General features: G+C 50.1%; 14 protein-coding genes and 1 pseudogene. 3 read left to right on the plus strand and 12 right to left on the minus strand.

The features are described 5' to 3' along the window. Positions 1-15 precede the first annotated feature (15 nt). From I9H07_RS17430 to I9H07_RS17440, 3 genes are read right to left on the minus strand one after another with little or no spacing between them, the layout of a single operon-like run. Positions 16-1,602, minus strand: a complete 1,587-nt coding sequence (locus I9H07_RS17430) for a phage tail sheath family protein (protein WP_236425021.1) — start codon at positions 1,600-1,602, stop codon at positions 16-18. A gap of 50 nt (positions 1,603-1,652) precedes the next feature. Beyond that, on the minus strand, positions 1,653-2,459 hold the full coding sequence (locus I9H07_RS17435) for a hypothetical protein (RefSeq protein WP_236425023.1): 807 nt from the start codon (positions 2,457-2,459) through the stop codon (positions 1,653-1,655). Then, positions 2,459-3,025: a DUF4255 domain-containing protein gene (locus I9H07_RS17440; RefSeq protein WP_058391512.1), complete on the minus strand. Its 567-nt coding sequence runs from the start codon at positions 3,023-3,025 to the stop codon at positions 2,459-2,461. Before I9H07_RS17440 ends, I9H07_RS17435 begins: the two co-directional genes overlap by 1 nt. A 273-nt stretch (positions 3,026-3,298) precedes the next feature. Here I9H07_RS17440 and I9H07_RS17445 point away from each other — a divergent pair, with 273 nt between their 5' ends. After that, positions 3,299-3,916 carry a DUF1906 domain-containing protein gene (locus I9H07_RS17445; RefSeq protein WP_236425025.1) on the plus strand — a complete coding sequence of 206 codons (618 nt, stop codon included), beginning with the start codon at positions 3,299-3,301 and terminating at the stop codon, positions 3,914-3,916. A 152-nt stretch (positions 3,917-4,068) separates the two neighbouring features. Here I9H07_RS17445 and I9H07_RS17450 read toward each other — a convergent pair whose 3' ends face one another. Further along, the gene (locus I9H07_RS17450; protein WP_236425027.1) at positions 4,069-4,764 is read right to left on the minus strand and encodes a hypothetical protein; all 696 of its coding nucleotides are present in this window, start codon (positions 4,762-4,764) and stop codon (positions 4,069-4,071) included. A 25-nt stretch (positions 4,765-4,789) separates the two neighbouring features. Between I9H07_RS17450 and I9H07_RS17455 the strand changes: the two genes are divergently transcribed. Then, positions 4,790-5,779 (plus strand): dipeptidase, encoded by a 990-nt coding sequence (locus tag I9H07_RS17455; protein WP_236425028.1) that lies wholly within the window; start codon positions 4,790-4,792, stop codon positions 5,777-5,779. 201 nt (positions 5,780-5,980) lie between these two features. On the opposite strand, the gene I9H07_RS17460 is transcribed toward I9H07_RS17455, so the two are convergent. After that, positions 5,981-6,388, minus strand: coding sequence for a hypothetical protein (locus I9H07_RS17460; RefSeq protein WP_236425030.1), 408 nt, complete (start codon positions 6,386-6,388; stop codon positions 5,981-5,983). A gap of 1,805 nt (positions 6,389-8,193) precedes the next feature. Between I9H07_RS17460 and I9H07_RS25140 the strand changes: the two are divergent. Next, a pseudogene (locus I9H07_RS25140) lies at positions 8,194-8,319 on the plus strand (transposase domain-containing protein); the annotation flags it as partial. A gap of 191 nt (positions 8,320-8,510) precedes the next feature. On the opposite strand, the gene I9H07_RS17465 reads toward I9H07_RS25140, so the two are convergent. From I9H07_RS17465 to I9H07_RS17495, 7 genes are all read right to left on the minus strand, one after another. Beyond that, positions 8,511-9,278, minus strand: a complete 768-nt coding sequence (locus tag I9H07_RS17465) for a hypothetical protein (RefSeq protein ID WP_236425032.1) — start codon at positions 9,276-9,278, stop codon at positions 8,511-8,513. 269 nt (positions 9,279-9,547) lie between these two features. Further along, positions 9,548-10,345: a hypothetical protein gene (locus tag I9H07_RS17470; protein ID WP_236425035.1), complete on the minus strand. Its 798-nt coding sequence runs from the start codon at positions 10,343-10,345 to the stop codon at positions 9,548-9,550. After that, complete coding sequence (locus I9H07_RS17475) at positions 10,345-11,430, minus strand: AAA family ATPase (RefSeq protein ID WP_236427070.1); 1,086 nt, start codon at positions 11,428-11,430, stop codon at positions 10,345-10,347. The genes I9H07_RS17470 and I9H07_RS17475 overlap by 1 nt, the downstream gene beginning before the upstream one ends. Before the next feature lie 9 nt (positions 11,431-11,439). After that, the gene (locus tag I9H07_RS17480; protein ID WP_236427069.1) at positions 11,440-12,468 is read right to left on the minus strand and encodes a DUF262 domain-containing protein; all 1,029 of its coding nucleotides are present in this window, start codon (positions 12,466-12,468) and stop codon (positions 11,440-11,442) included. Positions 12,469-12,665: 197 nt separating this feature from the next. Next, positions 12,666-13,223 carry a hypothetical protein gene (locus tag I9H07_RS17485; protein ID WP_236425594.1) on the minus strand — a complete coding sequence of 186 codons (558 nt, stop codon included), beginning with the start codon at positions 13,221-13,223 and terminating at the stop codon, positions 12,666-12,668. Between the two features lie 356 nt (positions 13,224-13,579). Further along, complete coding sequence (locus tag I9H07_RS17490; RefSeq protein ID WP_236425595.1) at positions 13,580-14,695, minus strand: AlbA family DNA-binding domain-containing protein; 1,116 nt, start codon at positions 14,693-14,695, stop codon at positions 13,580-13,582. A gap of 90 nt (positions 14,696-14,785) precedes the next feature. Beyond that, on the minus strand, positions 14,786-14,923 hold the full coding sequence (locus I9H07_RS17495; RefSeq protein ID WP_236425596.1) for a hypothetical protein: 138 nt from the start codon (positions 14,921-14,923) through the stop codon (positions 14,786-14,788). Positions 14,924-14,929 lie beyond the last annotated feature (6 nt).

The raw sequence follows: 14,929 nt of genomic DNA on the forward strand, positions 1-14,929 counted from the left end.
GGTCACAGGAGTCGGTCAACCGGATTTGGCTTGTTCCTGCTGAAAGGTGATAACCACAAACTCTGCTGGCTTGACCGTCGCCACCAGCACCGTGACGCGCATGTAACCGTTCAGCAGGTCGTCAGCAGTCATGGTTGTGCCCAGCCCGACACTGACCTGGAACGCGTCCTCCGGTTTGGCGCCTTGCAACCCGCCCTCAGACCAGACACCCATGAGAAAACTGCTGATCATGCTTTTCACTGCCGACCAGGTATTGGCGGTATTGGGTTCGAAGACATATTCACGCGCCGAGAGCTTGATCGACTGCTCAAGGAACGTCATGGTCCTGCGCACCGATATGTAGCGCCAATCCTGGCTGTTGCCATCGAGTGTACGAGCCCCCCAGATGAGGATGCCCTGACCATTGAAGAAACGGATAGCGTTGACCGACTTGCCGGAAAGCGCATCAATGTTCAGGGGCTCCTGCTGCTTGTCCGACAGCCGAATAGGCAGGCTCACCGCGCCGACGATACCGACGTTGGCGGGCGCGCCCCAGACACCGTTGCTGTTGTCATTGACCGTATAGACACCGGCAATCGCCCCACTGGGCGGCAACACGTTGGCGCAGGCAAGCACGTGCGTCACGATCTGGGCATAGAGCGGGCTGGCCACCAGCAGCGCTGCATGCAACTGACCGTTGGTCATCGGATTGGCCGGCGGCGTCTGGATCATGCTCAGGATGCTTGCGATCACAGGGTCTGGCGCTGAAGGCGGGTTCAGCAATGCACCCAGCTGAGCGATGTCGCCATTGAACAGATTGGTGAAGTCGATATCCCCACTCTGCATGATGGTGGTGCCGATGAACGGGTAATAGCTGGTGCCGAAGTCCAGGCTGGTATTGCCGGTGCTGTTGCGGAAACTCTGGATGTCCTGGAGGTACAGGATCGGGTCCGGATTGGCCCCCCCGATGATGTCGAATATGCACAAGGCAGTGCGCATCTGACCTGCCTGCAGCAGCATGCTTTCCATCAACGTGCTGTTGTCCGCGGCCGATAGCAGGGTCGCTTCGGGACAAATGTACATCGTCGGCTCTTCCTCGTTCATCAGAAGCGCTAGGCCACGCTCCAGATCGGCCAGATGAACATTGGGATTGACCGGATCGAGGCTCGGGTCCGTCATGGGTTTCTTGCTGGCGGGGCCATTGGCGGGGCCGACTGAGACGATATAAGCATCGCCGCCGCCGTTCAGATAAAACAGGCGAACACTGTTGTACAAATAATAAATCGTGCTGGTATCCGGCAGGATCGAGTAATACAACCCGTTGATACTCATGTATTCGCCGGACGTAGGCACCGTCTTTTGCGCAACCAGATAATACTCCGGGCTGTACTGCCTGGCCGGGTCAGCGGGAGGCAATGGATCGTCAAGCATGTAGAACGCCTGAAAGTCCATGAACGACGTAATTTTCTGGGCTTTGTTGTAATAAGACTTGCCTTTGTAATCGGCCCTTGGCGTATAGCCAATAAAAGCCGGGACCGCCGTTGCTATCGGCACCACCGACTGAGCGAAGGCATTGACCTCATTAATGTAAACACCGGGCGTAGAATACGTAGTCGAGGCCATTGCTCGTCCCTGAAATATAAGTACATGAGTGGGATTATTTGTCGCAACCGCTACAAATAAATAGACATCGTACAGATCACCTGAACCGGGTTATCACCGCGCACAGCACTCATCTTATCGAGCCTTGGCGCTGGCAAGCCTTTAATATAACAGTGCTCCACCACCTGACCTTCTGGCTGGACCGTCAACCGGTCGACCAGATCAAACGTTAACTGTGGAGCCTGTTGCACTGCGAACTGAGACAGCCCCGAACTAAAGATCAATGCCTTCTCACCCCCCGGTGATAAACCTGACTCAGGGCCGTCCAGCACACAACCGTTATTACCAATGACCGCAGGATTTTTTAACAGGACCGCACTGCGATTGATCAGACAGTACTGCCACCCCACCTCTCGCGCTTTAAAATCAATAATAAAACGTTTACCGAGCGATATCGGCAAGAGATCATTCAGGCGCAGAGTAATAGTAGCCACTCCACACTCCGCAGCGCGAGCGCCCTCCTGCCAGGCCGATAACATCGTCCGCTGGTGTGACGTCTTACTTTCCACTCGCGCCGAACTGAATGCCAGCATTCCAAGTTGATCCAGCGGCAGGTCAGTGGCGAAGAAAAAGGCCGCCCGATCGCATTTCAAAAAAAACTGCAACTGCCCGAACGGCGCCTGATCACGCAGATACTCAATGAATTCAGGCCCTTCACGCTCAGCGTACAGGCTGAACACCCCGTCCTGCTGCTGTGACACCAGCCGATACCTGGCAATCAACTGCGCGGTCGGGTAATCCGCAATGACCTGGAAATCGTGCAGTTTCCCGTCAGCAAAATAACCGTGCATGAAACAGATCTGAAACAGCAACTGCACTACTGAGCAACCGAGTTTGTGATATTTTTAACCACGGTCGACGACGCAACAACCTGTTCAGCCTGAACCGCAACATGCCGGACTTTATACAGTATCGACGGCAGGTAATTCACCGCCAATGCGGTCCATAGATTATGCATTTTATCGGAAGGTGAATTCTCGATTTCAAACGTTAACGTTGTCAAGCCCTCAGGCATCGCGGGCTGGTTAATGCGGTCCAGCGAGGGATTGGCCTGAAAGAAAGCGATGACCATGGTCAGCTGTTTTAGCGCCTCGGCATAGTCGTCAAAATTTGCCGAGATTAAAACACCCAGATTGAAATAGGCCGGAGGATTAAACTGGTGAACATGTTGACCTTCCCTGCGCTGCCCGCCGTAATACTGCTGATTGCTTTCATGTTCCAGACCGACCAGCGTCAACACTATCTTGTTGCGGTTCCTGTCGCCACTGGAACTCTCGGTACTGGACAGCCCGTCGAGAATAACGCAACCGGAGTCGAGCCCCAGGCGCACGCCAAGAGACTGATCAAGTACCTGCTGGATATACATTAAAGCGACATGAATCATAAGCACCACTCAGCCTGAGTTTATGCCAAATTTTAAAATTTTTTCATGATTTGAAATTTTTCCGGGCGCTTTGAAAACATCCCTGACCGCGCCGTTCAAAAAAAGTACCATAGGAAAATCACATTGTCATTTGCCTGAGACAGTTTTTTTATAAAATAAATTCTGGCGCGACAGGGGATGACTGGACAAAACGAATTTATCCTTAGTTATCAATGCCTGGTTAACACCCACCCGCCGCTGTCATAGTACTCGCCAAATAAAAGGACACTTCATATGCAAAAGGGATTTGACGTCAGATTTGATACAACCCGTAACATTCCGGCAATCGTCGCGCTAGAGCGGTACGCCTTCATAGGCCGCTATCTTTGTGAAAATCCGCTCAAACGGATTCACCCTGCAGAAGCCCAAGCGTTGAGGCAAGCCAATCTGGCTATCGCTCTGATTTATGAAGACAGTCCAAAGACCTCGGCGTACTTCACCTCCGCCAGAGGCGCGCAGGATGCTGCACGAGCCATCCAGCAAGCCCAAAACCTCGGCGCCGGCGCAGGTACCGCGATTTATTTCACAGTCGACTACGATGCCAGCGCGAACGACGTTGCAGAGCCCATCGGCCTTTACTTCCACGCCGTTGCCAGCGCAGTGAGAAACGACGTCAACGGATTTGTCATGGGCGTCTACGGCTCGGGGATGGCCTGCACCGCGCTGCACGCCAACAAGCTGGTCGACTACACCTGGCTGGCACAGTCTACAAAGTGGCGTGGTTACGACCTGAAAAAGCAGTGGAGCATCATCCAGGGCTCGAGCGGCGAAGTGTGCTCACTCTCCGTGGACACCGACACCCTCAACTCAGAAACTTTTGGCCCCGTCCAATTCAGGGAGAGCACTGCGTAGCGCTGCTTGGTAGCTGATAAATCCAGTGTGCGGATCAGCTATGGCGGCCACTTGTGCGCTCCTCCCCGTATTCGCCGACGCGAACATCACGTCCCTCTTCGGCCTCTGCCCCAAGGATGCGGGCATTGGACGGTAGCGCGACCTTTTCGTGATCAGTCTCGCACGAGCTTCAGCATTCCGCCGTCATACCAGGAAAGAGCTAGCGACCCATCCTGTGCTAGAAAAAATACCGGGCTTTCTTTATCGAGAGGCCCCCAGCTTCCAGATGTGCACTCAACGCCATAAGGTACGGCTTTTTCGATGCCAAGCTTATGAAGTTGTGGCTCCAGTTCAGCTCCACTGATCGTCGGAAGCTTGTGAAAAACAGGCCCTTTGCACACATCTTCCGTTGAGCCTGCTGACGCTTTCCATGCCAGCTGGTCGTTATTGAAACTGAGACGTCGCCCCATAAAACTCGGATCATTATCCTCCAGTGCTTGCACGCCCGAGTCTGATACCGCTACGCCTGCAACATGCCAACTGCCGTACAGCGCGTTATCTCCAGGCTGATCGTGTTTTGGAACATCCATATTCACTGCGCATCCTGTCAGCGACAACATGATCAGGAAGGATGAACTGAAGGAGAATCGAGATTTCATGAACGGGTTCCTTGGTTTTGGCGGATACGATATCGAATCCTTTTGCTGAGATGCCCCTGCCCCGACGTTGGGGTTGAGGTGCATCTGAGCCACTTCTCCTTGACGATTTTCCTCGAACTTCAGGTCGGTTTCAAATGAGGTGCTTTGCGGATTGCTTAATGTACCGGCCTGCTCACCTTTGGTAGGTTTAGAGAGAGCCTGCTGATACACGCCCCACGAATCCCGGAGTTGTGCGATGAATCCAAATACCGTGCCTACGCCTGCCCGCGGCGCCATTCGTTGGGAGGCCCATACCTGCCTGCCGCTGCTGCCCAATCAGGACATGTCTGCGCTGCTGCGCTACCGCGACAACGGCTTTCACCACGTCTCGGTCAATGTCGGCATGGACATGACCCCTGTTGGCGATGTAATGCAGGTCATCGCAGGCTTTCGCCAGTGGCTGATCAAGCATCCAGAACACTTCATGCTGGCCGGTACCCTTGCCGATCTGCAACGCGCCCGCGAGCAGGGCAAGCTGGCGGTGTCTTTCGACCTGGAAGGCTCCAACATGCTGCTGCAAGACCCGGCAATGGTCCGCTTGTATGCCGACCTCGGCGTACGCCAGATGCTTCTGGCGTACAACCGCGATAACAGCTGCGCGGGCGGTTGCCACGGCAGCGGTATGGGATTGACCGCGCTGGGGCGGGAGTTCGTGGGAGCCATCAATTCGGCGGGTATCGTGATGGACTGCTCACATGCCAGCAAGCGCGCGAGTATGGAAATAATCGAGCTGTCACAGCGACCGGTTGTCTTTTCACACACTAATATCAAGGCAGTGTATGACCATCCACGCACGGTAGATGACGAGCAGATCATGGCCTGTGTTGAATCGGGCGGAGTGATCGGGCTGACCGGGCTGGGGATTTTTCTGGGCGATCCGCAGGCATCGGTCGAAGCCTTCGTGCGCCAAATCGATTATCTGGCCGAACGAGCGGGAACGGCACATATCGGCCTGGGCCTGGACATCGAACTGCACCTCGACGATAAGGATTTGGCCGAGGGCGTGAATGAAAACGATTGGTGGCCAAAAGAATTCTATGGCGGCATCAACGGGCATCGTCAACTGCAGCCGGAAGCGCTGGGTCAGGTCGCAGAAGCATTGCTGCGGCTTGGCTATGACGCCGCGCAGATCGACGGCATTTTTGGCGGCAACTTTATGCGGGTCGCTCAGGCGACTTGGCCATAAGCGTCCAGTGATCACACTTGGCGAACGGTGCTGTCGGTGTGCCGTGGACAAACGTCTTCTATCAGGTAGAAGCGGTCACTCACGATCCCGATGAATAATCATCCAAAAATGGAATGCATTTCGGTCTGGCGTTGTGAACGCACCTAACGACGATCTACAGCGTCCGGCTTATTAGTAAATCCGGCTGATCGTAATCGCACCTCATCGCAGGATCGCCCACGCGATGTAGAGGGCGGGCTGGCAAATTAGAATGACTGTCGCGAGCAATGTGCCATAAGCAAGCCTGGTTCCCGTCGAATGTCCCCCCAAAGGCAAGACCACTGCCAAACAACTCAACCGGATGGTGAACACTAATAGCAGCACCAACTGAGCGCACACATAGAGGCTGACAGCTGGAGTCATTGGAAAAAAATGCTCGACCGGAAAAAGTAAAATTCCGAAGAGTGAACCGAATAGCATCGCGTGCCGGAAGCTCCTAGACGCCTCGGCAAAGCTTAATTCGAATCGCACACCGGTTTTGGTGCTCATCAACCAGGCATAGAGCAAGGTAAAGCCAAGTGGAAGCGCGTAAACAACCAAGACTGCGCACAGCAGGTATGCTCCTATCATAACGCTCTCCCTGAAAGGCCATTCAATTCATGCTTGCATTAGCTCATGGACGACGATGCAAATCCCACTTCGTTGGGTAATCCCGTATATCAATCACGACCTCTAGCTCCTGACAGATCAGCCCTTCACCGCCAGCATGGAACCTGTCGCTGGGCGATGAGTCGACTGTCGCATCCCAGAATTTAGCTGATAGCGACCGTGCTTGGGGGGATTCCGGGATAAACGCCACCAATGCAATTCGAGCCTTCCCTCGTGATTTTTCTATCGTGCGGCAGTAAGCATATGTCGCAGAGGTCAACTCTGAAATTTACTATGGCGGCCTCTGGCAAGTGACTGCTTTGGGTCAACAGCAGCGGCTATCAAACAGTTGAGGTTCGAGAGAGATATAGACGGCAGGCGCCGATGCACTGAACGACTAACCAGCGCCTTTTGTACGGGATGATCATGGCGGCTGATGATGCGCGCTATCTGGAAATTAGCCCCTTTCCAAAAGGCGAGACCGCTTAGGGCCGCGTGAAGGCGGGTGAGACGCACTCAGGCGGTGAGACTGCTACGCTCACCCGATGGATGATGTGTTCTGAACATGGATGAGTGGAATGGCGCACCAACGTTTCTTTTATCACCCTGCCAGCCTGTGGCTGGTCATTCTAATAACTCTCTTGCCTGCCAGTCTGATAACGTGGACTTTGTTCTGGAGAGAACCAAACATCCTTAGCGGTACGACAGCGTCTTCGGCGATTCTTTTTCTGGCCCAAGGGACAACCTGGGCGTCATTCATGAAACTTCGGCACCATAAAATAGACGCGTACAACCGCAGCTTCTGGCTAAAGGCACTTGCGGGTTCTGGAATTTTTCATATCACCCTGTTTTTTTTTGGCAGCACTTGCCTCTTCTACCTTTTCGCCCTTGGCCATGTTTGTCCTGGCAGGGCCTATCCTGGCCTCCTGCTACATGTAGATCTTGGTACGCCATTCTGCACGATGGCAACCCGTGGCCTCGGTGCCGCCACCGTGGAGCCTTCATAGATGGCGTTCCTTGCCTAAGCGCGCGATCGCGTCACTGACCAACGAAACACTGCCATTACCTCAACCTGACGATCGTCAAACTCTGCCAACCCTCATCACCGCGGCCGTAATTGCGTTGATTGCCACAGCTTTAGTGAGCCACGGTTTGGCGACTAACGATCTGGTCCTTGTGAGTAAGCGAGGCGCCTTCCATGTAAGTGGGTACGACTCTATTCCATGGGCAGGTCTTTACATTGCCCTTGTACTAATCTGCATATCTTGCATCGCGGGTCATTTGGATAAACGCCCAAATGCTCATATCTACCGCCGCTTTCGGCACTTAATGGTATGGGTTGTGGGTTTCCTGTTCACCTTGGGGGTATGTGTCGCCTTTTGGCATCTCTTTGCGCTATTGGCATCCCCCAGAACGCATTGACTCGTGATGATTTAGGTTTGAGGGACTGGTTAGCGAATCGGCTTTAGACCGTCACATGATATTGATCAAGCACTAAGCATGGCATTTGGCTCAGTCAATGCCCCGTACCATGCCGCCTAAATACAGCGCCTGGCGATGCACAAAGCTGCCAGAATTTGCCAGACCCAAAAAGCCAAAAGCCCGCAATTACGCGGGCTGCAGGGCATTTCTTGCTAGTGGGTGCCGGACAATGCCGGCCACCCCATCATTCCCACTCGAACATAAACAACAATAAAAATCACTTATAAATCATATACTTATATTATTATTTTCAGCTGATGCCACGAATAATGCCATTAACGAAAAGCTGTTTTCGCACGTACTGTATTACTTATGCGGCGAGTAACGGCCAAGAGCCCTATGCGGGCTGCGCCACGCGCTCGAACGCCTGCCAACGGCGGCATCGAGAAGCCTTGCTGCCGTGGAACTGCTCACCCGCATCGTCTAGCTGAGCGCGCCCTTCATTTAAGGTAGGGGGGGTTATGGAGCGCTTACGAATCACTTCTTGGCTATAGAACACCTTCCTTCTAAGCTACTATGACCTAGGCTTTCAGCTCTCCACACCACACAACATACAAAACCTTCTTCACACCCTGTTTCATCAATAAATACAAAGAGCCATTTCATAGACCCACGAACAAACTCACAACCCTAAAAGTCGTCGCCAGTCAAACTTCCAGGTTCCCGAAGCTTTTCTAGCAACATCCGCATTTATGTCAAGTAAATGCCGTTTCGGTTTGGGTTTATTCGAAATAAACCCCATGTATTCGAACTCACCATTTTCGATTAAATCATTCGGTGACATCGCCGCACTACGGACCACATCATCAGCATATATTCCTGCTGCACCATAGGCCTCAATGACCATTTGAGAACAGTAAACTTGATTTTGCGGAGGCCCTGATTTCAAGCGCTCCTTCAAGAAATACACCCCGATTAACTCCCTAATACGGCTGGGTGTCCTCCGGTATTGTTTGGCTCTATATGCTGCTCGCCTAAACGGCATGCGATAGGCATCTGACTTCGCATAAGCGTAGCCTTCGAAAGAACGCGCCTTCGCTAATACGATCTTGATACGTTTACCTAGCTTACGGTATCGCAGGACATCGCCTGACTCAAATCCGGCCAAGAGACTGCTAAGTTGTGTTGTACTTACTCCGCCTGGGCCTGCATCAATTGAAATACCGCCTCCAAGATATATACCAACATGCGAATAGGCTCCTTCCGTTGCTTCACGTATCCCCGCATGTATTTTATCATCTTTTGCACCATTGTCTAGCGCGAACCAAACAAGGACGTCCCCTGGAAGTAGGTCCTTCTGGAATAGCCGGCCAGGATAAGTGCCAATTTTCAGACCGGGGACTAAAACAGTCTTTCCAGTACGAGGGTCGTACTCTGGAAGTAACGGCATAATATATTAAATCCTTGTAATAAGTGCTATGCAAATAAAGTTAAAGTGACTGACCGTGGGGAGCTGCTTCACCGGAACCCCGCTGTCGTGTCGCAGCATCTTGATGCCCGGTGATCACATCTGATAATCCAAGTGCCTGATGCCCGCTTTTTTGTCCATTCGCTAATCATATCAGTCTAACCCTGCAACACCGCACGCCACTGATCACGGGATTTAGCTGATAGCGCCTGATTACCTTTTGCCGGAGCTATCGAACCCGCCCCTAAGACTCATACAAAAATCTGCCCATATGGAGCGTGGGACAATGACGTAGAAATAGCTAACGCCGTCATATGGTCAGGTTTATTATTCTCTAGTTCAACTCTAAATCCGTGGTAGATATTGCCTTGATGACAGTGAAACTGGTACCAAGAGCCATTGAAGTAGCTATAAATCTTAGCATTAACCTTAATGCCATTACTAAGAGCTAATTGCGCATCAGCGGGACTAAGATCCATAACACTCACGAGCTCACCCGCGGCCCGATACTCTTTCACTCTATGCTTAGGATTATGCTCAAACACCCAAAGTATGCCGGCTAGACTACTCTCATCCACTACGTTCAAAACAGTTTTTGCGCCGCAAAGCGAGCTAAAAATAGTGGTGGAGGAAAACTGATAGGTCTGACAGTTTCGTGCAGAGATGGTTAATGGCGACCCTACACTTGATGCTGCATCATCAAAGCAAGAATCCTTAAGGCAAGCCCCAATACCATCGCTAATGGTATCATGAGGTTCAACATGAAAATTTTCAGCGTAGGGTTGCTTTAGAAACACCTCAATGGCGAGTTTGCGTTGACGCTCGTCAATAGCACGCCCCCTCTCAGAACTTGCGACAAGTACCTCTTTGACGCTCAAGTTACCAGTAATCACTTTATTTCCTAACGTACGGGTCCGGTAGGCTTTATTCCCAAAACTAATGTCTCTCGCCCGAGCGGCCAACGCCGCCAGGTCAGAAAGTATTTGCATGGCATCAACTTGATCACTAGCTTGACCAACAATTGACAGCTCATTAATAAAAACCTTCATCAGAATAACCTCAGCAAATCCTTTTCAGCTTGGTCAAAGAACCCTTCATCCATGTCACTCAAACCACCGTCGTTTTCTATAATAATTTCCGTTACAACTCGACCAGTCTTTATCGCCCTTACAGAATTGACAGTAATAAAACCATTATCCAGCGCGTTCTCTTTAGAAAAAACACGGATACCGTTAACTATATGATCACTATGAGTTTCTAATATTACCTGCACATTACACGTAGCAGTAAGTGTCAGTAAAGAAGCGAGCGATGACTGAGCAGCAGGATGAAGGTGAACCTCTGGATTTTCCACAATGAGATACCCCCCCTCTCGAGTGCAAAGGGCCGCCAGCACAATGGGAATTACATTGCTTATTCCAAATCCGGTATTGACAGGACGAACTTGGTTAGCAGTAGACCCTGCTGAAAAGGTGTTAGAGACTTTATCTAGATTCAAGTGTGAGCTAGCAACTATGTCAAAATCAGAGCTTATGAACTTCATAGCCTCTTTAAACGCCACAGCTAGGCTTATGGCTCGTTCTTCAGCATCACCTACGCCAGAACAAATTAGCTTTGCCAGCTTTTGATTAGGGGCGGGTTTATCCCCGTATCTAACGAGAGCAGCTATTGCATACTGCCCATATATTCCCAAATCAAGCTTATCCGATTCGAAGTTTGTATCATAACTATTCTGAGGCGATAATCTGTAAGCACTTAAATAATTAAAGTCTGCAGAAAAAAAATCATGACTTAGATCTGGAATGGAATCGAAATTTATATGATAATCGCCAGCTTGGGCTTTCTTTAGATCAGATACAAAGCTTAAGTCGTCAATTGCAATGGATAATGACTCCCCGAACGGCGTGTGACTTATTAAATCCCTGACATGACCTACCGAAAAATATTCTCCAACAAGACTAAGCTTTCCTGACTTGAGCTTACTGCTGTTATGATTTTGTCGGAGCAGGAGAAGCGATTGAATAGCTGTGGATTTCCCAGCAGAATTCGCACCACAAAATACCGTAAGATTTGAAAACTTAAATGTCGCATCATCAAAACATTTAATATTTTGCAACTTTAATTTCGAGATCATATAACAGGCCTAGTTAAAAAGCTCTTTAAAAAAAGACTGTGGCGATCGATTATTGCGATAACCTATTTTGCGACTCTTCAAGTCTTCCAAATTTATATCTCGCCCTTTCAACCCCTCTATAAAACAGGCAACGACACTATCACTGTCCAGCAACACCTCACTTCCAGGATAGGAGTGATATCTACGATGCGGGAAATCCGTGAAAAACACCGTAGAGCCCAGGGACATACTTACTCTCGACAATGCGTTTAAAACTACATCTTTCAGAGGAATAAAATCACTCTGGGTTCGGTGTAAGTAAATGGCAGTTTCATCAAGCAAGTCACTAAACCTCCCCGGGTATCTAATATTCGATGGCGGCATACGATTATGATATGCCAGTGACGCAGAACATAAGACCAAGTAGAGCTCATCAAACTCCGAAACATCCCTATGCGTGGCTTTAGATGTCTCAACAGAAAACCTGTAAGAATGTTGCTCCTTTGGAGCTAAATGATCACGAGAAGCGTCTTGTAGATCCCGAATGAAATATAAGTGTTCTCTAAAGGCATAGTTGCGAGCCAGCTGAACGGGAAACCTATAGGAGTCAGAGTGAACTCTTTTGAAAAACTCAAACTTCAGAATGGCGTCTGTATCATAACTTATAATTGTAATTCCAAGCTCAGTGCGATTGTGAAAAACAGATGCTTGACCATAAGGAAGCTGCGAATAACGATATCCTTCAAGCGACGGAATAAGTTTTAAACCTTGCAACTTGAAATCGTCATTGAAAAACTCTTGAAGACACATTAGTCGCTGCACACCATCTAGAACGAACAACTCTCCGTAATTATTTTCTTCACAAAGAATATCCGCCGCAGGCATTCCAACCAATATACTTTCAATAAAGGTTGACTTAGAAACATTCGACCAAGACTTGGAATAGGCAAACATCGGATCCCACTGGATCCGATTGCTACGCAGCCCGTCCAAAAGAGAGGGTATCGAGTGAGTCGTTTTCCGATACCTAAAAGACCTATCAAATTCGTTGTAATCCATGACAGACCGACCTTGGATAAAATTATTTAATCTTAACACGTCTTCGGATAAAAATCGAGCACCCAGCTACCTTAATTATTATCGCGTACTAGGAAAAACAATTGATTGAATTCCAATCTATAGAAGTTGAAAAGTATTTCTCCCTTCGGAAGCGCAGCCTGCATTTTTTAGTAGATGGCCGTCGTCTTTCAGTGGATTCAGTTGTGTTCTTTAGACCTGATCAAGACTGCCAAATTTGGCATGACATTGGAGTCAAGGTGGTCCTGCATTTGCTGGCTCAGATGGTGCTCGTTGGGAAGATCAATGTCCTCTTGACTCGCCCATTTCCGCAAAACGCCCAGCAACACCATGCTGACGGTGTGACCATCTTCCATGTACTGGAGCAAGAAAGCCTTTAGCCTCCCCCGTCCTTCATAGGTATGCAGGTCAAAACCGCCGGGCACATCATGTAGCCGATGTGCGATCACGTTGCGATGCTGGAGGAAGCGATCCAACTTGTCGTCGAAGGTGGGATGCAGATCAACCCGCTTCCGCAGTGCTTTAAGCAGTTGTCCCAGAGTGGCTTTTGAATGTCGCTCAAGCAGGGTGTGAAGCTGTTCCACTGTTTGTAGTGGCTCGCCGTGCAAAGGAAACGTTAGGCAATTGCACAATAGGTGCTCAACACTCTGCCCCGCTATCACCGCAAGGCCCAATATCTTCAACACATCATCTTGTACAGGATTGTAACCAGATTGCGCATTATCTTTCATGAACATGTCATTCCATGATGTGCTGGAGGCGAAAAGTGGAATCGTTCTACAGCCAAAGCCCGCGTTGCTTATATTTCATGGTCATCAGTTCTTAGACCAAATCATCATAGGCTGAGAGGGAAGCTCCACCAAGGCATCCATCGCGTGAAAAAGACATGTCTATGGATGAAATGGAGTAGCCCAGACCCTTGTCCAGCTCTAATGACCCCACCGGCAAACAGGTGAGGCGTTCTAGATACGAAGACGGGAGATCCGCTCAATCCATCGATATTATCGACATGACCAAAATCATTACACAAGCTGCGTTATTTAGCGCTTAAATCGATCATTTCTATTTCCCACTTAATTCAAACCCCAAAACGCTATTCGACTCGAGCAATGCTTTGTAGCTCACTAATACCTAGCCTATGGGCATGCGCTGTGACAGCAACTGGAATTGAAAATGAAATGGGCACACTGAGCTCATCAGCATGTACCCGCACCAGAATTGAGATGAGGTCCGCGGGAGGAGTTATCAAAAAAACGTCGCAGCTCAAAATCTCTTCGCCTGCGTGGATTTTCCCAAAATTAAACAAAGCGGTTGTCCGATCAAAATCCTCCTGGACCTCGAAGTGAGCATGCGCCGGGTTGAGAACACAAGGTACGGTGAGATTAAATTCGGGACTCGGTAAATCGACAATTTCGGATACCAATCGGAGCGTCCCTGCTGGTTCAAACCCGAGGTGAACTCTCACACTCCTTGCCGGTGCATTCCCTTGGTTTGCTACTCGAACACGGAATCCAAATGCGCCCGCTTTCTCCTGTTCGTGTAGCGCCAGCTCCCGATAAAACTGTCTGTTGTTTAGGACAGACTCATTCATTACATTGCCGTGCGCTGGAGCCTTGTAGTCGGGATAGTCTTCGAGCACCAGATGCTTGTATTCGAACTGGAACCCACCATTGAGCGTCGATTGATCATCGAGCCTAAATATATCAATGCTGAGCTGCGGTTTGCCTGCCGCCATTCTCAGGGCATCGACTGCGCCCATTTTGGCGATTTGCTCCGGATCCGCAATTGTTGTTGATGAGCCACGGCGGACATATACGGTATTCTGTTCAACATTCCCAAATTTTTTCTTGGCAAATATCGGGCGCTCCTGCACCTCAATCGTGTAAAGCCCGAGCGACTGGTTTCTATAGGTGACAGATCTGTAGGAGAAAATTATAGGTCGGTTCGTTTTGGAGTTTATGAGCTCCTGAAGCCTGGAATCATCGGGATGGCGCTCGACAGGAAAAATTGACTGATCTTTGTTATCTACTCCGATCAAGATGTATGCCGGTTCAGATCGCCAGGTATTGCAGAACGCAAGTATGTCTTTGAGCAGCTCGCTTTTGGGGATGGGGTCAGCCCCGTCAGTTATGTACCCCTGCCTTTTGTAATCCAAGGTGATGCCTTCACCGGTGTATAACAACCGTTCAATCAAGTCTTCATCGGTCATTGTTTCTCCATGTTGAAAAAACTACGATCCCGCTCTTTTCTCTACAAATCGGAGCCAGGTGGCGTGAGCCTTCTCAATTCATTAGTTAAATCATTCGCCAGCCGTACGCATCTCGGCCACTGAGCCAATCAGCAGGTTCAGGGCAGAACCTTTCTCGACATTTATCAGGGTAGGGTTAAGGGCACGCAGGCGGTCGCACAGGGCCGAGCGCTTCTCAATCACCGCCATAAAGTC

This window comes from Pseudomonas syringae, from assembly GCF_023278085.1.
GTDB lineage: Bacteria > Pseudomonadota > Gammaproteobacteria > Pseudomonadales > Pseudomonadaceae > Aquipseudomonas > Aquipseudomonas syringae_Q.